The organism is Allocellulophaga tsushimaensis (genome assembly GCF_055383085.1).
The window spans coordinates 2,193,117-2,214,807 of the sequence record NZ_AP039451.1; the positions used below are offsets into that span (position 1 = coordinate 2,193,117).

The following is a 21,691-nucleotide window of genomic DNA, read 5'->3' on the forward strand; positions in this document are numbered from 1 at the left end:
TATAAAGGGATAAAGCGTTTTTTTAAAAATTGATAGTAAAAGTAATAAGTAACATTTTTTTACTTTTAGCGTCATATAACGATAATGACTAAATTATAATCTAAAACTAAAATAATGAAGAAAGTATGTTTCTTGGCTATTACTATTATTGCCTTTACAAGTTGTAAAGACAAAGTAGTAGATAAAACAGCCCAAGTTGAAAAGATTCCTGGTATCATATTAGAAAATATGGATGCTACAAAAAGCCCTAAAGAGGATTTTTACAATTATGTAAATGGTAATTGGATGAAAACCACAGAGATTCCTGATGACAGAGCTAGTTGGGGAGGTTTTTCGGTTCTTAGAAAATCAACTGATAATGATGTGCTGAAAATTTTAGCACAAGCTAAAGAAAGTGGTGTATATGCTCCAGATACGGATCAGGCAAAAGCATTAGCTATTTTTGATACCAAATTAGATACTGCTAAAAGAAATGAAGCTGGTATAACTCCATTAGAGCCAGCGCTAAAGGCTATTGATGGTATTAAAAACCTAAGAGATTTACAAACTGTTTTAGCAACAAATGCTGCTGTTTCTTCACCTTTTATTAGTATTGGTGCTGGTGCTGATTTAAACAATAGTGCTATGAATACTGTTTACATGGGCGCTAACGGACTTGGACTTCCTGACAGGGATTATTATTTAGAGCAAGATACAAAATCTAAGGAAATCCGTGAGGAATATAAAAAACATATTTCCCGTATGCTACAAATACTTGGAGATAATGAAAAAGATGCAAATGCTGCCGCAGTTAAAATATTAGCGATGGAAACGGCATTAGCGGAACCAAGATTAGATAAAGTAGAAAGTAGAAATGTTAATAATTTTAATAACCCTAGAACAATAGCAGAGGCAGATGAAATGCTTTCTAGTGTTGATGTAAAGAAAATGATTTCTGATTTAGGGATTACTAAAAAGTTTGATACTCTTTTAGTTACTCAATTAAGATATACAACTGCTTTAGATAAATTTTTAAAAGAAACCTCTATTGAAGATATCAAAACATTAATACGTTGGGATACTTTTAATAGTGCGGCAGGCAGGTTAAGTACAAGTATAGAAACTGCTAATTGGGAGTTTTATAGCAAGTATTTAAGTGGTTCTAAAAAACAAAGACCTGCTGATGAACGTGCATTAGCTACTGTAAATGGTACTGTAGGTGAAGCACTAGGACAATTGTATGTAGATGCTAAATTTCCACCTGAAGCAAAAGCAAAAGCGGAGAAAATGATTGCTAATGTAATTGATGCATACAAAGCTCGTATTCAAAAATTAGATTGGATGGGTGATGAAACAAAAGCAAAAGCAATAGAGAAATTAGATAAGTTTACTGTTAAAATAGCTTATCCAGATAAATGGGAAGATTATTCTACTATGGAAGTATCTGCAGATAAGACGTATTTTGAAAATATGACAGCAGTTGGTAAATGGGGGCAACTTAAAAATTATTCAGAAATAGGGGAGCCAGTTGATAAAACTAGATGGGGAATGTCTCCACAAACCGTTAATGCTTATTTTAATCCTTTAAATAACGAGATTGTTTTTCCAGCAGCTATTTTACAACCTCCTTTCTATAATTATACTGCTGATGAAGCGGTAAATTATGGTGGTATAGGAGCAGTAATTGGTCATGAGATTTCTCATGCTTTTGATGATAGTGGTGCTCGTTTTGATGCTGACGGGAATTTAAAAAATTGGTGGACAGATGAAGATCTTGAAGCCTTTACAAAAAGGGGAGATGCTTTAGCTGCACAATATGACAAGTTAGAAGTATTAGATAGTGTTTATGTAAATGGTAAATTTACTTTAGGAGAAAACATTGGAGATTTAGGTGGTGTTCTTGGTGCATATGATGGTTTACAAAAATTCTATAAAGAAAATGGTAGACCAGAAGATATTGATGGTTTTACAGCTGAGCAACGATTTTTTATGTCTTGGGCAACAGTATGGAGAACAAAAACTAGAGATGAGGCCTTAAGAACTCAAATTAAAACAGATCCACATTCTCCGGGTAAGATCAGAGCAATACAACCGCTACTTAATGTAGATGCTTTTTATGAGGCATTTGATATTAAAGAAGGAGACAAAATGTTTTTAGCTGAAGAAGAGCGTGTACGTATTTGGTAAGCGTATTAAAAAGAATTTTTAAACTAAAAAAGTGAGGTTTCAGCATTGAGAAACCTCACTTTTTTGGTTTAAATTTTTATCAAGATCTTCTAAAGTGTATTATACTTCTTGATATGCCTCTATAGGAGCACAAATACAGATTAAATTTCGATCTCCATAAGCTTCATCAACTCTTCTTATAGAAGGCCAAAATTTATTATCCGAAACATAATCTAATGGGAAAGCTGCTTTTTGTCTGCTGTATGGAAAACTCCAAGTATCACTCGTTACCATTTTTAAGGTGTGTGGTGCGTTTTTAAGAACATTGTTTACATTATCATCAGTAGCTTCATTGATCTCTGCTCTTATGGCTAACATAGCTTCACAAAAACGATCTAATTCTGCTAAGCCTTCACTTTCTGTAGGTTCTATCATCACTGTACCTGCTACAGGGAAAGAAACTGTTGGCGCATGAAAACCATAGTCCATTAATCTTTTTGCAATATCAGTAACCTCTATACCTTTTTGTTTAAAAGGTCTACAATCTAAAATCATTTCATGAGCAGCTCTTCCTTTTTCACCAGTATATAAAACATCAAAACTACCATTTAATCGCTCTTTAATATAATTAGCATTTAGAATAGCAATTTCGGTAGAATGCCTTAGTCCTTCTTCTCCAAGCATTTTAATATATCCATAAGAAATTAAGCAGGCTAAAGAACTTCCCCAAGGTGCTGCAGAAATAGCTGTAATTGCTTTTTCTCCCCCTGTTTTAATTACTGGGTTGCCTGGTAGAAAAGGAACTAATTGTGGAGCAACACATATTGGACCAACTCCAGGTCCGCCACCGCCATGCGGAATAGCAAATGTTTTGTGTAAATTTAAATGACACACATCAGCGCCAATAGTTGCAGGGTTTGTAAGACCTACTTGGGCATTCATATTAGCTCCATCCATATAAACCTGCCCTCCATTGTCATGTATAAGTTTTGTAATATGACGAATTGAAGATTCAAAAACACCATGTGTAGATGGGTAGGTAACCATTAAAGCAGCTAAATTATCAGAATGTAAGTTTACTTTTTCTTCTAAATCAGCAACATCTATATTTCCTCTTTCATCTGTTTTGGTAACTACTACTTTCATACCAGCCATTACTGCTGATGCTGGGTTAGTTCCATGAGCTGAAGCAGGAATTAGACAAATATTACGATGCGCTTCATTTCTGGATTGGTGGTAGGCACGTATAGTCATCAATCCGGCATATTCTCCTTGGGCACCAGAATTTGGTTGTAGTGATGTACCAGCAAAACCAGTAATTATATTTAAGTCTTTTTCTAATTCCTTTAAGACAATTTGATAACCTTCAGCCTGTTCTACAGGTACAAAAGGGTGAATATTACCCCAATTTGCCCAGCTTAGTGGAAGCATCTCTGTAGCAGCATTTAATTTCATAGTGCAGGACCCAAGAGAAATCATAGAATGATTTAAAGCTAAATCTTTACGCTCTAATTTTTTAATGTAACGCATAAGTTCCGTTTCAGAATGGTATGAATTAAAAACTTCATTCTGTAAAAAAGGACTTTCGCGTTGTATACTTGGTTTAATAGCAGATTTTTTTTGTAAATCTTTAATTGTTATGGTTTGCTTTTCTAAAACTTCAGCAAATATGTCTACAATTTGTTGTAAGTCTTTAATTGAAGTTGCTTCATTTACAGCAATGGAAATAGTTTGGTTATCTACATATAAAAAGTTTACTTCTTGCTTTTCGGCAACTGTTTTTATTTTTATAGCATCTGTTTTTATCGTAATGGTATCAAAATAAGAAGTGTTAATTTGGTACAATCCTAATTTTTCTAAAGCATCCGCTAAAGTTACAGCGGAGCTATGTACCTTATTAGCTATATATTTTATACCATTTGGTCCATGATAAACAGCATACATACCAGCCATAACAGCTAGTAATACTTGAGCGGTGCAAATATTAGATGTAGCTTTATCTCTCTTTATATGTTGTTCTCTAGTTTGTAATGCCATACGTAACGCATGGTTTCCATCTGTGTCTTTTGTTACGCCAATAATACGACCAGGAATATTTCTTTTGTATTCCTTTTTAGTAGCAAAATATGCGGCATGTGGACCTCCATAGCCCAACGGTATGCCAAAACGTTGTGTAGTACCTACAACTACATCAGCTCCTAGTTCTCCAGGAGGGGTTAATAATGCTAAACTTAGAATATCTGCTGCAAATGCTACTTTAATTTCAGCTGCATTTGCATTGGTTACAAAATTGCTATAATCATCTACTTGACCACTTTTTCCAGGATATTGAAGTAAAGCACCATAGAAATCCGTAGCGAACGTAAATTCATTAGGTTTACCTACAACTAATTCTATGCCTAATGGTGTAGCTCTAGTTTGCAATAATGATAAAGTTTGTGGTAGTATTTCTTCTGATACAAAAAATTTAAGAACCGCATTCTTTTTTTGATTTCTACTCCTAACATCAAAAAGCATCGTCATTGCTTCAGCAGCAGCAGTACTTTCGTCTAAAAGAGAAGCGTTTGCTAATGCCATCCCTGTTAAATCACAAATCATAGTTTGAAAATTTAATAAGGCTTCTAATCTTCCTTGTGCAATTTCTGCTTGATACGGTGTATATGCAGTGTACCAACCTGGATTCTCTAAAATATTACGTTTAATTACTGATGGAGTAAGGCTTTCATGATAACCCAATCCTATGTAAGAACGAAATACTTTATTTTTTTCTGATAATTGTTGTAGATGAGCTAGAAACTTATGTTCACTCATCGGTTTGTCTAAATCCAAAGGTTTTTTTAAGCGGATATCTTCTGGAATAGTCTCATAAATAAGTTGTTCTATATTTTCTACACCAATAGTATCTAATATTTGTTGTAAATCTTCTTTTCTGATGCCTATATGGCGCGATGCAAATACGTCTGTTTTCATATTTTTTAAAAAAATATTTCTTATAATTAGCCAGCACGAAATTAATAATTAATTATCTTAAAATTAATGATTTGTAGTTGTAAATAGTATAAAGTTTTTAACTATTAGGCATGGTTATAAACACTTTGATTATTTTTGTTTGATGCAGATTTTTAAGCGATTATTTGATTTTTATTTAGACGCAAGTGTTCATGTAGCTTTTGCAGTTATTTCGCTCCTTAAAGTGAGTAGCATTTTGTTAAACACTTCTGTTAAAAATAGCTTGTATTATTTTATTTTTTTTAGTGTGATTTGTGCTTATAATTTTATAAAATATGGAGTAGAGGCTAAAAAATATATTTTGGTTGCGAATAAATATCATAAAAGTATTCAGTTTTTTAGTCTTATTGCACTAGCATTAACCATTTATTTTAGTTTTTTTATTGCTAAAGACAGCTGGGGTTTTATTTTGCTCATGTTACTCCTTACAGGTTTATACGCTTTGCCTTTTCTTCCAAACTCTAAAAACTTAAGAAGTTTAGGAGGTCTAAAAATATTTGTAGTAGCCTTAGTTTGGTCTGGAATTACTGTAATATTACCAGTAATAGATAATGGAGATGCTATTAACTTTAATGTAGTTATAGAAGTGATTCAGCGTTTTTTATTCGTGTTAATCTTACTAGTCCCGTTTGAAATTAGAGACTTAAAATATGACGCTAAAGATTTAAATACCATACCGCAATTATACGGTACTTCTACAACAAGAGTTTTAGGCTCTTTTACTGTAGTGCTATTTTTCTTTTTAACAATATTTAAAGAAAAGGTAAGTGTAATAGAAATAATTTCTAAAGGTGTTCTTTTTTTACTATTAGGCTTTTTAATGTTATTGACAAAAAAAGAACAGCATAGGTATTTTTCTTCATTTTTCGTAGAAAGTATACCAATTTTTTGGTTTGGGACTTTATTAATTCTAGAATATTTTAGTTAGAATTTGCCCTCCAACTTTTTTTTCATTTCTTCCTTTATTTTATCATCCAAGCTATTTAAGTTAGCCTGATTGCATAAAGAGGTTAATTCTGTATTTTGTTTTGTGAATTTAGAGCAGGTTTTACATATTTTAAGATGAAAACGTAGTTTTAGTTTTTCTATAAAACCAGCTTCTTCATATTGAGATTTATTGCAGATTATAGCTGCTTTTTCACATGAAATCATATATTAATACCAATTATCGTTTAGACATTCCATTAGGGCCGTTCTAGATCTATGGATCATAACCCAGAGGTTAGACGGATTAATATCTAACTCATTACAAATATCTTCGGTACTTATGCCTTGTATTGTTTTCATCTTAAAAACAAGTGCTTGCTTATGAGGTAATTTTGCCAAGCATTCATGTATTGCAGAACCCAATTCTTCATTCTCTATTTTATCGTTTTCAAAAGAACTTGATGGGTCAGCAACTTGTTCTTCTAACCAATCACCTTCGGAATCTGTATTGGAGCTATAGCTCATTCTAACTTCGGCTTTTCCTTTTTTAGAATTTATTTTTCTGTAATAATCAATGACTTTACGCTTTAATATGGCTATAAGCCATGTGCGTTCCGCAGCATCTCCTTTATAATTTTTTGCAGATTTTAAGCCAGCAAAAAAAGTATCTTGTACCAAATCTTTAGCAATTTCTGCATCGCTAACTCTTGCTACTGCATAATTATATAAGTAATCTGCATAACTATCTACCCAATTATCTGGGTTAAGTTGATGTGTCGCCATTTGTGTCTTTAATAGTGCCAAAAGTAATTATTTTTAGTTAATTTTTATACTTTATTGTTAGTCAAAAAAATAAATGAATTAAATTGTTTAATTATGAACTAATTAAATTTATTTGCATTTATTCAAGTAGTACTTTGTTTTAACTTTAACAAAGATTAAGATTAGCTATCACATAAATATCACGAGAATATATTTAAATGTAACATTTGTGTTAATTATATGATAACCTAGTAAGTTTATTGTTTTTTTTAATACTAAGTAAACTACTTAACTAAAGTACTTAGTTGTAACTGGTTTTGTGTCAGAAATATAGTTGAAAAGGAATTTTTGACCCTGTAAAGGAATTTTTCTTTGTGTAAATTCAATACAGAATAAACTAAATGATAGCTTGTTCTTCATCTAAGATTTCCATATAGTTGGTTGGAAGGTATTGTATTAAATATTGTTTAAGCAATTTAACTTGTAAATAGATCTCTTTTTGAAAAGTATATAATTAAAAAAAGAGCTGACTAAAAATTATTTTATAGTCAGCTTTTATGAAACATAATACTATGATGTAGGAATAGCATTTATAAAACGGCACCCAGGTGCAAATGGATTTCTTCTACAATATGCTTGCCAACACGATAAAGGCTCATTTTGTGAATGACAATCATTTTCAGCAAAAGGATCGGTTGTCATTACTCCCCCATTAATTAATTTTTGTTCATTTTTGTTTAGGGTTTTCCCTAAGTTTTTCAAATTTTTCATAATTACATGATTTAAAATTATATTTAAATCCTTGATCATTTAAAGACACTCAAGGTTTGTGTCTATTCTTCGCGAAAGAATATTTTAATTTTGTGTTATATTTTTAAGTTGATAGAAGAAACGTTCTATCAAGCGGAGATCTTCGGTAATAATTTCTGCACTTCCATTCATTTCATATTTAAAAGCAATTTCTTTTTGATAAGAAGTGATGAGTTTTTTTGGTAACGAAACCGTTAAGAGGTATTGCCCTTCTTTATCAGGGAATAAAGCTATATTTTCTATCTGCCCTTTTAGGATACCATATTCAGTATCAGGATAATTTTGCAGTTTAATATTTACAAGCTGTTCTTTTTTTAGTTTTCCAGAGTTTTGTGCAGGAGATTTTAAATAGGCTACAAAAGCAGAATTTTCTTTGGGGACTATAGTAAACATTAAATCGTTTTGATTTACATTTTGATTTTTTGTCCAAGTGTTGAGGTAAGCTACTCTCCCGTTAATATTAGACTGTAATAGATATTGTAATTCCCAATTTTTGATAGCTCTTTTTAATTGACTAAAGGATTGAATTACATTTTTAAGTAAACTAATATCCTCTCTGGTTTTATTTATCAAAGTTGTTTTAGAGGTATTGTTCGCATTGGTAAAGGCCTCTTTAAGGTTAGAGATGGAGATATCCATATTAGTAAAGTTTCGTTCTGCTTGCGAGTAAGCGATTTCCGCTTGTTCAAATTCTTGTTTCGCAATAACGCCTTTTTCAAGTAATAATTTACTGCGTTTTAATTCGCTTTTTTGGGCTTTTAATTCAGCCTGATTAAGTTTTTTCTGCGCTTGTAAGGTTCTCAGTCGCGATTGTATTTCTTGTTTGGTAATTCTATTGGCATTTGCTTGGTTAGAGAAGGGTTGGTATTGTTTATTTAATTGATATTGGATATAATTGTTTTCAAAGAGTGCAAATTCAGTTTCAATATCCCCTAAGAATAAAATAGGGAGTTCCTCAAAAGGAAAAGAGAATGCCTCATTATTTATCGCAATAGTATCAACAATAGTTTTTAAGAGAAACACATCTTTATAATTAGCGGTATTCTCTAGAATAGCCAAAGGTGTGTTAGCGTTAACCATTTGATTATCCTCAACGAGAAGTGCTGCTATTTTACCATTTCTTTTCGCATACTCCTTTTGTGGTGGTATTTTAGTAGTAATAATAGCAGTTGCATTAATAATGTCAGGATATTTTACAAACCAAGAAATAAAAAGTAACATTAAGATTAGGGCTAGTATAAGGATATTTCCCCAACGGATCATCCAACTAGGAGTTGCTTCTAAAATTTCTTGTACTTCTTCCGATCGAAGTTCGATGTGATTTGTATTTTCTGGCATACTCTAAATTTATAGTATAGTGCCCGAGTTACTCGGGCACTATTAAGGTTCTTAATAGGTTAACATGGTGCTATATGTGGCCATTGACATGGTCCTACCCAAATTTCTATGCCATTACACACATAAAATCCATTACTACATCCTCCAGAAGAAGGCCTAAAAGGATTACCTCCATTAATCTCTTTCTGTTCAGATATGTTTAGGATTTTCCCTAAGTTTTTCAAATTTTTCATGATTAAATGATTTAAAATTATATTTAAATCCTTGATCATTTAAAGACACTCAAGGTTTGTGTCTACAACTTCGCGAGATTGTATTGTTAAGCCCCCAGTTCTAATTGATTCTTCACCAGGTTGTAATAATTTCCTTTTAGTTTAATTAAAGATTCATGATTTCCAATTTCTACAATTTTCCCTTGATCTAAGACCACAATTTGATGCGCGTTTTTTACAGTACTCAAACGGTGTGCAATGACCACTGCTGTTTTATCTTTAAAAAAGTGCTTTAAATTTTTCATAATTACCGATTCATTATTAGCATCTAATGCAGAAGTAGCCTCATCAAAGAATAAAAATTTAGGATTTTTGTAAACCGCCCTGGCAATGAGTAAGCGTTGTTTTTGCCCGGTACTAAGCCCAGAACCTTCACTACCTATTTTAGTATTTATGCCAAGTGGCAGGTTATCAATATAATCAGCAATATTAGCCACATCAATAGCATGGTCTAATTTTTCTTTATCAATATAATCTTGCCCAATAGCAATATTATGGGCTATGGTATTATTAAAGATATAGCCTTCCTGCATCACCACCCCACAATGCGCTCTCCATACCTTTTGAGAGATATTATTAAGATTAAAATTATTAATAGTAATATCTCCTTGTTCCACTTGGTAAAACCGTAATAAGAGTTTCATAAGAGTAGTTTTACCACTACCACTAACCCCAACAATAGCCGTAGTTTTGTTTGGAGGAATTGTTAAGGTTAAGTCTTTAAGGACAGGTTCTAAACCTCCCAGATAACGAAAAGAAATTTTATTAAGTTGAATGGTAGCATCATCAGGAAGGGTTTTTATTTTTTCATCCGTAGGGGATTCTTCATCCTCTTTGTTATGAATTTCCCCTAAACGATCTAAAGATATTTTAGCATCCTGAACATCTCTCATAAAACTAATGAGCTGACTAATAGGGGAATTGAGTTGGCCAACAATACTAGTAATGGCCAGCATAGCCCCAATAGTAATATCCCCATCAACAACAAGCTTAGCCGATAAAATAGTGATAAACATATTTTTAAGTTCATTGATAAAATTAGAACCCACCGATTGTGTTTGTTCTAAGATCAAATTTTTAGTAGAGATTTTAAAGAGCCGCGCTTGTACAAACTCCCAATTCCACCGCATACGTTTTTCTGCATTATGAAGTTTAATTTCCTGCATACCATTAATAAGTTCAATAACTTTAGACTGCTCGTTACTCACCTCATGAAAACGTTTGTAATCGAGTTCTTTACGCCGTTTAAAGAAAAACAACACCCAACCGATATACAAAGCACTGCCCAAGAAAAAAACGCTAAAAATTTGTAAATTATAATAGCCTAATACAAAGCTGAACACAATTAAATTAAAAAAAGAGAACAGCATACTAAGTGAGGAAGTAGTTAATAGCTGCTCAATACGCCTGTGATCATTAATACGTTGCAATAAATCTCCCGTCATCCGAACATCAAAGAAAGAAATAGGGAGTTTCATAAGTTTGATAAAGAAATCCGAGATAAGGGATATATTGATACGGGTACTAAGATGCAATAGAATCCAAGACCTAATAATTTCTAAAGCAGTTCTCCCGATATAGAGAAAGAGTTGTGCTGCAAGAATAAGATAGATAAAATTAAGATCCTGATTGTTAATCCCCACATCAACCACGCTTTGCGTTAAAAAGGGAAGGATAAGCTGTAATAAACTCCCAGCTAATAAACCAATGGCGAGTTGCAGCACAAAGCGCTTATACTTATAAAGATATTTTAAGATAAAGCCAAAGCCAAAGTTTTGTTTGTCATTGTCAAACTCTTCATTGTAAAACAGGGGAGTAGGTTCTAAAAGCAGAGCAATACCTTCTTCGGTAAATTCATCAGCATTGTTACCAATCCAAAATTTAATAAACTCGGCTTTAGAATAAGTAAGAAGCCCATGAGCAGGGTCGGAGACATAGACTTTATCTTTTTTTATTTTGTAGACCACAATATAGTGGTTCTTATTCCAATGTACAATGCAAGGAAAGGGTACTTCTTTAAACTTGGCAAAGGATATTTTAACGCCAATGGAGCGAAAGCCTATGGTTTCTACAGCATCACTAAGTCCTAAAAGGCTAGAACCTTCACGAGTGGTTTCAGAGAGTGTACGTAACTGTTGAGCATTAATAATTTTACCGTAATGTTTGGCAATGATCTTAATACAAGTAGGACCACAATCTTTAGCTTCTGCCTGTTTGTAAAAGGGGAATTTTTTCAAAAAAAATAAATTTAAATGATATAAAACTAAAGTATGTATTTTTTGTCTATAATAATACAAATAGTCGCTAATAAACTTGATTTTTTTAGACTAGAGTAATGTGTTAAATAATATTCTAAATTATTTGAAATAGTTAAGAGCATTATTTAGAGTTATTTGAAAATTCAAATAAAATATTGTTAGGTATGAATTCTTTTTAGACAAACGAAAATAGAAAGCCTGTTAAATATATTTCTACAGTATAACCATATACAACCATCATGTTCCCATGGATGATATCACCGCCTTAATCTTTTTTTGCTTAAATCTTCCCTAAGTTTTTTAAATTTTTAATGTAAAAGTATTTAATGAATTGTGTTTGCTGTGAACATTTAAAGACACTCACAATTTATGTTTATTCGTTGTTAGAACATATTTCTTAATTCAAATTTGTTTTACCCTTGGTTTATTTATAGAGGAGAGAGAGTTTAATTTAAATAGTTATGTTTATTTAGAGAATTATTTTTTTAAAGCTTTTAAAAAGAGTTATAAATGTGGAGCTTAATAAAAAGCGAGCCGAAGCTCGCTTTACATAAAGTTATAAATGGCAAGGGCCACATAAAAGATCTCCACTAGGAAGGACGCTTATAACACATTGCCTTGTACCAGGGCATCTAAATTCTCCTAAACCAACAGGAAGCAATCCTCCATTAATTTCTTTTTGCTCTTTAGTATTTAGGATTTTTCCTAAATTTTTTAAGTTTTTCATTTTAAAATATTTAATAAATTATATTTGCTGTGAACATTTAAAGACACTCACAGTTTGTGTCTATTCTTCGCGCGAGAATATTATTAATATCTATTTAATATTTTTAGTTTTCACCATTTACGCATCTACATAGATATTGAGCATAAGCAACTCCACCAGTGTGGCATAGACTTGCAATACATTTACAATCAGCGCCATCAGTGCCTCCACCACATTGAGCATTATTAGAGCAACCAGAAGCACAACCATAACTCTGAGAGCTTAATCCACCGAACACTTTTTTTTGCTCATTTTTACTGAGATTTTTCCCTAAAATTTTCAATTTTTTCATGATTAAAGTTTTAATAAATTATATGTTTATTGTGAATATTTAGAGATACTCACAGCATGTGTCTATTCTTAACAGTTAAAAAGAATATTATAAGTGATTTTTTAGTTTTCACCATTTACACATCTACAGAGGTATTGAAGAGTTGAACTTCCATCAGATGTTGTACAAGTATGTCCTATACACCTACAATCAGGGCCTCCGCCACATTGTGCATCATACCAACAACCTGAAACACATTGATTACCATTAGAGCTCAATCCCCCAAAAATGTTTTGTTGTTCATTTTTAGATAAAGATTTTCCTAAGTTTTTTAAATTTTTCATTTTAAAATATTTAATAATTATATTAGCCATGAACATTTAAAGACACTCACAGTTTGTGTCTATTCTTCGCGAGAGAATATTTAACCTAACCAAAACATTATCTTTATCGAATTTAGGGTTGATAAAGAATTATTTTTTGTATTTATGTTTATTTAATTAACTATAAGAAAAAGAATATTAGTTATTGCCACTTGTACATCTGCATACATTTTTACCCATCACACCACCATTTTCTCTACGACATATCGTTGTTACGCAGCTATGATTTGGATCACTACAAGAACCGCTGATACATTCATTAACACATCGATTTCCACTAGAGCTCAATCCTCCAAAAATGTTTTGTTGTTCATTTTTAGGTAAAGATTTCCCTAAGTTTTTTAAATTCTTCATATTAAAAATATTTAATAATTATATTTGCCGTGAACATTTAAAGACACTCACAGATTGTGTCTATTCTTCGCGAGAGAATATTGTTCTGTAAAGCCCTTGTAAAAGGGCTTTACGTATTTTATAAGGTTTTCTGTAAGGTGCTAACTTCTTGTAAATGGATATTTTCATAGAGGTCTTCTATAAAATAGAGGAGCTCTGAGCGTTCGTATTCTTTAGGAAATGAACGTCCGTTGATTAAAATTTCGGGTGTAAAATTGATGTTATTATTTTGGCACCATTCACGTTCTAATTGTAGTGTATGTATATATGGGGTACCATTTGTTGTTTTGCCCCATTTTTTAAACCATAGTTCAGTAGTTAAACCACCATAAATATTATCCATACCCTCTAAACATTTAGCATTACTTTCGGTATGGTATAGTTCTAAGATTCTACTCGTAATATCAATTAAAGGAGTATTGGCTTCATGAGTACTAAAACGAATACATATCTGAACATGTTCTGAATACTTTTTTAAGATTTGTGCTATTAAGGTATGGATAGGCTTACAATGTCCGCAAAAAGGGCTTGTTATTACAGTAATATTTAGAGCCGCATTTGGATTCCCAAAAACAATCTCAGAAGCATTTGGAATAGACGTTTCTACAACTGCTGATTTGTTTAATAAAGCTTCAAATAAACGGTACTCTCTCTTAAATTTAAAGTATTTTATTTTTGATTCTTTTAACTCTTTAATACGTTTCAGATTAGGAGAAATTACATTCCAAATGGTAAAAGCAGATAAGAAACCAAATACTAATACAAAAACATCGCTTATCGTAATGTTAGAAAATATAGTGCTATTGTAATGAGTACTAATCATAAGAGCTGCTTGTGCCCATAATACAGCTGTGATCCCCAAACATAAAAAGCACCATTGTTTTACAATAGCATACTGATAGTAAATGGAATAGATCGTAATAGGAATTGTAATAGCACTTATAAGCATTAGCATACTTACAGTACTGTTTAAGGTGGTTAAAAGAACCGTAGCGATGAGTAAACCTATAAAATAAATAATGCTAAAATCACTAAGTTTATAGGCTCCAAATTGGGCCCCTTTAGATGTTAGTACAGCATCACAACTATTAGTATTTGTGGCGGTTGGAGCACAAAAAGCCTCTCCTAGAAATGTTTTTTCTCCTAATTCTTGCTTTATAATAGAAACACTAATATAAACACCTATAGCAGCCAATAAAAAGTATGCTAATGTGCTAAGACCAGTACCTATATGGATAAAAAATGTTCCTAATAGAATGAAAGAAGATATGATAAGGAACCTATTAATCTTTGAATCATTATTTTTTTGAAACGCAATATCTTCTGTTTTTTCTACAGCGACTATAATGCCGGTAAATTTTTCTAAAAATTCGGTGGAAGATAATTTTTGTTTTTTTTGATCTTCAGAAATTAAGTTATAACTGCCGTTGTTATTATTCACAATAACAAAGCTCATAGTATCATTGTCCTTAATTTGTGCTAAGAAACAATTTGGCAATTGCGAAAGTGTTTCTTTGTTAATAGGAACATCTAAAGCTACATTATCAATATTAAAATGATCTAAAACACCCGTTATAGCATGTAAGCTAGGATATGATGGATGACTTTCTATTTGAAAAGCTAATTCTTCTTTATCACAAGGAATATTATTTTTTAATAATAAGAGTTGTACTTGGCTTGCTAGTGAGTTTTTCATAGGTGTAAGTTTTAATCTTATTGTAATTGTGTTACTAAGATGAATTGAAAATACCAAGACAGCAATAGTCATTTCATAAGTGATGCGTGTTACTTCATATTCGTAAGTTATTTTTAATAATGAGTTAAAAAAACCCCCCTAGAAAGATTCTAGAGAGTTTTACACATTTTAAAAATTGATTTTTAAAAGTTTAATTGCTTAAAAAATCTGTAAAATCGATATCTGGGTATTGAGGATAAAAACAAGGATTAGTACCTAGCCCAAGCATAACTCTGACTGGCCTTACAACGATAACTATATCAAAATTTATATCGGTTAAATAATTTGAATCTACATCTACTTCTTTAGTTATAACATCAAATAAACCATTAAAAATAGGTTCTGAATAATGTATGATTCCTTCGTTAAAATCATCCCCGTTTAATGGATGTGCAGTAGATGTTAGAGAGTGTGTTATACCAGTTGGGGTAAGTGGTGAAAAGCCTTCAGGCATATATAATTCTATACAATTATCTTCTAATAAACTGTTCATAAATAAATTTGCTTCAGACTCTGGAGTTTCAGGGATAGCGCAACCACAGTCTACAACAGGTGGCGGTGGAGTTTGCCTACCAAAAGTTGGTCCTGATGAAGCTCTATGTAATTGTAGGATTGAATTAAGAGTAGCCATGAATTTAGCTTTAAAAAGCGAATTATTTGATTCGCCTCCTCCAATCAATTCTTCAAAAGAAATAGCATCTCTACCATTAAGTATATTAAATACTTCTGTACGGATATTATTATCAGACATAATGGTTTGAGCAGCAATATAGGATGCCCATTGCATTGTTTTTTCAAAAGGATCTCCAATTCTGATGGATGATCTATGTGTCTGTTTGTCTAATGAGGATAATTTATTAATCTCTTCTAGACTATTTAATTCTTTATCTACAGAAAATTCATCATTATCTGTACTACAAGAAAAAAATAAAAGACTAAAGGACATTAAAATAAGTTGTGACAGTTTCATATCGGTTTTTTTTAAATTATGTTATAATATTACTTTTATTTTTCTACAACATTATATATGCATGTATATTCGCATGTAACTAATTCATAATTGATATTATATTTTTCATAATTGATCTTTAATTAAAAATCTTTTTTAAAGTATACTCTTTTCGTCTACTAGATACCGGAATTTTAATATCTAAATTTACAATTAGGATACCTTGCTTATTATATTTAAGCACATGCTTTTTATTAACGATATAAGATTGATGGCAACGAATAAAAACATCTTCCGAAAGTATTTCTTCAATCTTTTTTATAGGTTTTGATACTATTATCTTTTCCAATTGTTGCGTATAAAAAGTAGTATAATTACCATCTGATCTACAATAAACGATATCGTCTTCATAGATAGCATATACATTATCAGAGGTTTTTAAAATAATCCTCTTATTTTTTACACCATTAAAATATTCACTAGAAATCTCTATAAGTTTTTCAAGGTGATTCTCTTTGTCATTATTATCAATAGCTTTAACAACGGCTTCTTTAAATTCATCTATATCAACAGGTTTTAAAATATAATCCAAAGCACCTATCCTTATAGCTTTAATGGCATGTTGATCAAAGCCAGTTATAAAAATAACATCTAGTTTTTTAAACTTACATTGTTTTAAAAGGTCAAAACCTGTTCCATCTGCAAGATTAACATCGAGAAATAATAAATCTGGTTCAAATTTTTCAATTACTGCTAACGCACTAGATACACTTTCAGCTTCGGCAATAACATTAATTTCTTTACTAAAGTTGTTTGCGAGTTTGGTACAAACATCTCGTCTCATGTATTCTTCATCGTCTATTACAATAGCTTTAATCATTTTCTGTTAATTTTACTGGGATTCGAAATTTAACAATAACTCCTGTTTGTTCTCCATTTTTATCAGATTTATTAACTACTTCAACTTCAAATTTCGTTGATTTTTTTAAAAAATCATTAATCAAACGAGTAGACGTAGATTGTTTGTTTTTATTTGTAGACAAATTAAATCCTTTACCATTATCGTCTACGATACATTCAATATAGGTTTCCTTTTTTGTTAATATCAACTTTAGTTTGCCTAGGTAATCTATTCCTAAAAAACCATGTTCAATACTATTTTCTATTATTGGCTGTAATAACATGGGAGGAATAAAAATAAAATCATCTTCTTCTATGTTTTTCAAATCAATATTAAATTCAAACTTATTTGGGAACCGAAGTAATTGCAACGCTATATACTTTTTTAAAGCTTCTATCTCTTTATCTAATTGAACATAATTTTGGGTAGAATTCTCTAGAATCAAACGTAATAGCCTTGAAAACTTCAATAAATAACTAGTTGCTTGTTCTGGATTTTCTTCAATTTGGTTTTGAATTGCAGTTAGTGTGTTAAATGTAAAATGTGGATTCATTTGTGAACGTAACAAACGTTGCTGCATTTGTAAGCTTTGCTTTTCAAAACGATATTGTCTTTGTTTGTATAATAATACACCAATTATTATGATCAAAGCAATTAGACTTAACAGAATAATGGTTCTTTTGAGATTTTTAACTTCTAAATCATTTTTTTCTATTAATATTTGTTTTTGATTTTCATTTGATTTTGTAAGGGCTACTAATTCTTTAGTATACTTGTTTTCATATTCTTTTGATTGATAGTCATAAATAGTATCTAAGTAACTATTTACCTTAGAGATGTCTTTATTAGTTAAATATGATAGTTGAACTTGATACCCTAAAACATCTCTTCGCTGTATATTATTGATTTTATTTAGCCCAATATTAGACACAGAATCAAGATACGTTTCCGCGTTTTTATAATCTTTAAGTTGAATAAAAGCGTCACAAATATTGATATAAACTCTAGCTAATTCATTATTTTTAAAACCATTTTTAGGTAATTTTTTAGTGTTTTCTAATGCTACTAAGTAATTTTTTAATGCACTTTTGTAATCTCTATCGTTGTAACGATGAACACCGTAATCTAAATATAGCTGACGTTTATCGTTAATGCTAAGTATATCACCTGCTGATAAGAGGCTGTCTAAAATTCTATAAGCTCCTTTTTTATCATCTAAAAGGTATTTGTATTTAGCCTGCGAAATTAAAGCAGTATTAATACTTACTGTATCTTTCTTTTTTCTAAGAGTTCTAATTTGATTTTTGTTAATCTTTAATGCCTCCTTGTAATTTTTTGTTATATCATAAATATCTAATTCCATATAATAATACGTTGAAAGATATTCAAAATCATTATCGTCTAGTAATGTTCTAAATTTTTTGGTAATCGCAATACAATCACCATATCTGTTTTGATCGAAATAAGCACTCCAAGTCGCATAGTAATAAAATAATTCTTGCTGATTACTTATTGCATTATTAACAAAATCAGTAGCTTTATGATAATAAATAGCTGCGCTATCTAATTGCCCATCTTTTCTAAAATATTTTCCCAATAAATAATTATTTTCTGCTTTTAACGAATCTGAAATCGATGATGAAGATTTTATTAATTTTTCGCTCTTTTTTAAAAAGATATAACTAGAATCAGAAGAGCTTTCAATTGCTTGTTTTTGATACTCTTTAATCTTAGAATTTGTGTTGTTTTCATTATTAAAATCACAAGCGTATATGCATAAAAAAAATAGCACATAAACGAGGTTTTTTTTCTTTATCATACATAAAATTTTAAAAACTAATCTGCGTGCGATAACTTTATTCAACTATTTTTCTATCCAATTTTATCAATAAAAACTAAGATGTTTTAAAGATTAATTGGTGTATAAATGAAAAGAGTTGTAGATCATATACAATAATTTATTAGCACATTTTTTTTTAATTTACAATAAAATACTGTAAATGTTTTAGAGGTATTTTTAAAAAGTGCATAATTTTTTATACTCTATACTATTTATTGATAGTATTAAGGTTTTTAAGAAAGTTGTTTTTGCCTGTTAAATAGGAGCTTAAAAGCGTAATTTCTTTTAATGGATTATCTTAAAAATAGTAAAATAAAATAATAAAAGAAATATTTATACGAGATAAGAATATAACTTTTATACTACAAAATTTAAAGAATAAGATTATAAGATGTTTGCTGTCTATTCTGAGTTATGATTTATTTAAGTGGCTGTTTACTTATTTCTCTAAAATAGAGAAATAAAAAAATCACTTAAATTCACATTTTTATTAAATATTGATCTGTGAAACCTAATTTTAAGGAGTTTGTAAAACACATTGACGGTGTTACGTTAAAGTTTACTTCTTTTTTCAACAAGATTTTAATAGAATACCCTAGACCCTCGTATATAATCTTTTTTGAGTCTAGGGCATATCATATACTAGTTATTTGGTACAGGTAATCATATAATAGCCAAAACTTTGCATTTGTAAACCAGAAAGTAAAGCATAAAAAGAACCTTTTAAATTATGAAGACTTTCTTTTTTTATGGGTTTCAATTTTAAAAGTTTTTGCAATACAAAACCTATAATTGCAAAAGGGGCATGTAAAACAGAAGGTGCAACTTTAAAAGAAATATCTTCTATGATTACTTTTTTAAAACCTACTTCTTTCAACTCTTTCGCCACAGTATGTATATTTCCTAATTTTTCTAAAGCCCAGTAATCACAGAGTTTATTATGGGATAATTTGCTGCCATAGCATAATTGATCAATCTCTTTTTTAAGAAGCGCATCGGCTATAACAAGTCTACCACTTTTTTTTAAAATTCGATAGGCTTCTTTAAATGATGCTTTGTGATGTCCTGAATGACAAAAGCTCTCTATAGCTAATGCACCATCAAAAGAATTAGAGGGTAAAGAGGTATTATTATAATTTTCTTTTAAAATAGTTCCTTTTAAAGATTTTAATAATTTGTTTCCTTCCCTAGCTTGAAACTCGGATAATGTTACTCCTAATGCACTAAGGTTTTTATTTTGTTGTAAAGCGTAACGCATGGTGCCTCCCATACCACAACCTAAATCGGCTAAGCTAAATTTTTGCTTTTGTGCACCAAGACGTTTTAAAACTTGCCTGTTCATTTCATTAAGCATCGTATCTCTTTTAAACATATTGGTTTTAAAAGGAGAGAAGTATCCAAAATGCATATTAAAATCTTTACTCCAAAATTTATAATCTTCAGTAGCTTCATTATAAAAATCTACAAGGTCTACAACATTTCTTGAAGTTTCTTTTGAAGCCATATGGTTTTGTTCTAATCGTATCGTTTCCATAATATTAGGTTTTATTAAAAATATTGTACAAGATTATTTATGAGAAGCCATGTATATACCACTGCAAAAAGAACAAATAGCGTATTCATACAATAACTACCTATTTTAAAAATGGTTTCTTGTGGAATCTCGTACATAGGGTAGTAAGCAATTTGAGTTGCTACTTTACCTACCCAGTAGGCAGCAATTAAACCAGTTAGAGCAATTGCTAGTTTTGTGCCGTTTTGTAGTTCTGTAAAAAGTAAAATAGCAATTAAGCCAAAGGAGAAATTTAAACCTTGAATATACCTGCCATAGGTTTTTGCAATTTCCTGATTTAAGGGTTTTAACTGTCTAACATCAGTATACCAATCAAAAACTCTATGACGTATATATGGATAAATTAATGCGGTAAATATTTGACCAATACCCCCAAGGATAATAAGCCAATTTGGAACGTTATATTTCATAATGATGAGTTTTAAAAATTATTGAATTTTTATTTTTTTAAAATGAATAATATAGGTTAAGTATAACATTAAGCCGATAGGAATTATAAATTGCGAATCAAAAAAATATCTATCCCAAAACAAAAAAAATAAACCAGTGATTACAAAGTAGCTATAAATCCATTTGTCCTTGGGAAATGCTATTAGAAAAAAAATAGCTGCTAAAATTTGTATGAAACCCGTTAGAATTATTCCATATGCTCCAAATATTAAACTGCATAGCGCCACACCATTTAATGCTTTGGATGTTTTTATAAAATCACTCATATTTTATTATTTTGAACTTTCAGAAAATATTGAAAGTATTGTTTAAATTTTTTTATTTGAATATTTTAATGATAGATTTTGTTAACCAGTTTTGTTTTTCACCCAATACTTTTGTTAAGATACTATCTGCTGTTTCTGTTAAATCTTTTAAAGCTTTTGTTTGTTTTATGAGTTCTTTTGTTGCTAGAGTACCATCATCTTTTATCGTGCTTACTTCTTGTAAAGCTTTGATAACAGGTTTTATTTCTCTTCTACTACGTTCATTTGCAATGATGCGCGTTAATTCTTGAACATCTTTTTCTGTGGAGAAATATTCTCTACGTTCGCCCGCAACCAATTCTTTTGTAACAATGCCCCAGTCTATAAGTTGACGTACATTCATACTCGTATTTCCACGAGAAATTTTAAGCTCTGCCATTATTTCTTCTGTAGATAATGGTTTTGGAGATATAAAAAGTAGAGCTTGTATCTGTGCCATAGCTTTATTAATACCCCAAAGCGATCCTAAACTCCCCCAGGTATTTATAAATTTATATTTTGCTTCTTCAAACTCCATACAACAAATATACAAATATTTTTAAACTTTCAATAATTACTGAAAGTTTATTTTGGATCGCTATTATTTCCTGTGGAATAGAAATCA

General features: G+C 30.7%; 20 protein-coding genes. 3 read left to right on the plus strand and 17 right to left on the minus strand.

The features are described from left to right. Positions 1-114 precede the first annotated feature (114 nt). Positions 115-2,166: a M13 family metallopeptidase gene (locus tag ACZ451_RS09340; protein ID WP_464216849.1), complete on the plus strand. Its 2,052-nt coding sequence runs from the start codon at positions 115-117 to the stop codon at positions 2,164-2,166. A gap of 99 nt (positions 2,167-2,265) precedes the next feature. Here the strand turns inward: ACZ451_RS09340 and gcvP are convergent, their stop codons facing one another. Continuing rightward, positions 2,266-5,115 carry an aminomethyl-transferring glycine dehydrogenase gene (gcvP, locus tag ACZ451_RS09345; protein WP_464216850.1) on the minus strand — a complete coding sequence of 950 codons (2,850 nt, stop codon included), beginning with the start codon at positions 5,113-5,115 and terminating at the stop codon, positions 2,266-2,268. A 142-nt stretch (positions 5,116-5,257) separates the two neighbouring features. Here gcvP and ACZ451_RS09350 point away from each other — a divergent pair, with 142 nt between their 5' ends. Beyond that, complete coding sequence (locus tag ACZ451_RS09350; protein WP_464216851.1) at positions 5,258-6,082, plus strand: UbiA prenyltransferase family protein; 825 nt, start codon at positions 5,258-5,260, stop codon at positions 6,080-6,082. A gap of 227 nt (positions 6,083-6,309) precedes the next feature. Here the strand turns inward: ACZ451_RS09350 and ACZ451_RS09355 are convergent, their stop codons facing one another. From ACZ451_RS09355 to ACZ451_RS09425, 15 genes are all read right to left on the minus strand, one after another. Next, positions 6,310-6,864, minus strand: a complete 555-nt coding sequence (locus ACZ451_RS09355) for a sigma-70 family RNA polymerase sigma factor (protein WP_464216916.1) — start codon at positions 6,862-6,864, stop codon at positions 6,310-6,312. A 549-nt stretch (positions 6,865-7,413) separates the two neighbouring features. Then, the gene (locus ACZ451_RS09360; protein WP_464216852.1) at positions 7,414-7,653 is read right to left on the minus strand and encodes a hypothetical protein; all 240 of its coding nucleotides are present in this window, start codon (positions 7,651-7,653) and stop codon (positions 7,414-7,416) included. Between the two features lie 45 nt (positions 7,654-7,698). Continuing rightward, complete coding sequence (locus ACZ451_RS09365; protein ID WP_464215150.1) at positions 7,699-8,991, minus strand: HlyD family secretion protein; 1,293 nt, start codon at positions 8,989-8,991, stop codon at positions 7,699-7,701. A 59-nt stretch (positions 8,992-9,050) separates the two neighbouring features. Beyond that, positions 9,051-9,224 carry a hypothetical protein gene (locus tag ACZ451_RS09370; protein WP_464215149.1) on the minus strand — a complete coding sequence of 58 codons (174 nt, stop codon included), beginning with the start codon at positions 9,222-9,224 and terminating at the stop codon, positions 9,051-9,053. Between the two features lie 86 nt (positions 9,225-9,310). Beyond that, entirely contained in the window at positions 9,311-11,500 is a 2,190-nt protein-coding gene (locus tag ACZ451_RS09375) for a peptidase domain-containing ABC transporter (protein WP_464215148.1), read from the minus strand. Between the two features lie 577 nt (positions 11,501-12,077). Continuing rightward, positions 12,078-12,248: a hypothetical protein gene (locus tag ACZ451_RS09380; protein ID WP_464216853.1), complete on the minus strand. Its 171-nt coding sequence runs from the start codon at positions 12,246-12,248 to the stop codon at positions 12,078-12,080. A gap of 103 nt (positions 12,249-12,351) precedes the next feature. After that, complete coding sequence (locus ACZ451_RS09385) at positions 12,352-12,579, minus strand: hypothetical protein (RefSeq protein WP_464216854.1); 228 nt, start codon at positions 12,577-12,579, stop codon at positions 12,352-12,354. 101 nt (positions 12,580-12,680) lie between these two features. Next, a complete protein-coding gene (locus tag ACZ451_RS09390; RefSeq protein ID WP_464216855.1) occupies positions 12,681-12,902 on the minus strand; it encodes a hypothetical protein in 222 nt (73 codons plus the stop codon). A gap of 177 nt (positions 12,903-13,079) precedes the next feature. Next, positions 13,080-13,295: a hypothetical protein gene (locus ACZ451_RS09395; protein ID WP_464216856.1), complete on the minus strand. Its 216-nt coding sequence runs from the start codon at positions 13,293-13,295 to the stop codon at positions 13,080-13,082. 118 nt (positions 13,296-13,413) lie between these two features. Beyond that, positions 13,414-15,030: a vitamin K epoxide reductase family protein gene (locus ACZ451_RS09400; protein ID WP_464216857.1), complete on the minus strand. Its 1,617-nt coding sequence runs from the start codon at positions 15,028-15,030 to the stop codon at positions 13,414-13,416. Between the two features lie 190 nt (positions 15,031-15,220). Beyond that, complete coding sequence (locus ACZ451_RS09405) at positions 15,221-16,039, minus strand: hypothetical protein (RefSeq protein WP_464216858.1); 819 nt, start codon at positions 16,037-16,039, stop codon at positions 15,221-15,223. A 118-nt stretch (positions 16,040-16,157) separates the two neighbouring features. Continuing rightward, a complete protein-coding gene (locus ACZ451_RS09410; protein WP_464216859.1) occupies positions 16,158-16,898 on the minus strand; it encodes a LytR/AlgR family response regulator transcription factor in 741 nt (246 codons plus the stop codon). Continuing rightward, entirely contained in the window at positions 16,891-18,738 is a 1,848-nt protein-coding gene (locus ACZ451_RS09415; protein ID WP_464216860.1) for a tetratricopeptide repeat-containing sensor histidine kinase, read from the minus strand. Before ACZ451_RS09415 ends, ACZ451_RS09410 begins: the two co-directional genes overlap by 8 nt. Positions 18,739-19,405: 667 nt before the next feature. Further along, on the minus strand, positions 19,406-20,293 hold the full coding sequence (locus ACZ451_RS09420; RefSeq protein ID WP_464216861.1) for an SAM-dependent methyltransferase: 888 nt from the start codon (positions 20,291-20,293) through the stop codon (positions 19,406-19,408). A gap of 14 nt (positions 20,294-20,307) precedes the next feature. After that, positions 20,308-20,742, minus strand: coding sequence for a hypothetical protein (locus ACZ451_RS09425; protein ID WP_464216862.1), 435 nt, complete (start codon positions 20,740-20,742; stop codon positions 20,308-20,310). Between the two features lie 211 nt (positions 20,743-20,953). Here ACZ451_RS09425 and ACZ451_RS09430 point away from each other — a divergent pair, with 211 nt between their 5' ends. Next, entirely contained in the window at positions 20,954-21,094 is a 141-nt protein-coding gene (locus ACZ451_RS09430) for a hypothetical protein (protein ID WP_464216863.1), read from the plus strand. A 6-nt stretch (positions 21,095-21,100) separates the two neighbouring features. Here the strand turns inward: ACZ451_RS09430 and ACZ451_RS09435 are convergent, their stop codons facing one another. Then, positions 21,101-21,604 (minus strand): GbsR/MarR family transcriptional regulator, encoded by a 504-nt coding sequence (locus ACZ451_RS09435; RefSeq protein ID WP_464216864.1) that lies wholly within the window; start codon positions 21,602-21,604, stop codon positions 21,101-21,103. Positions 21,605-21,691 lie beyond the last annotated feature (87 nt).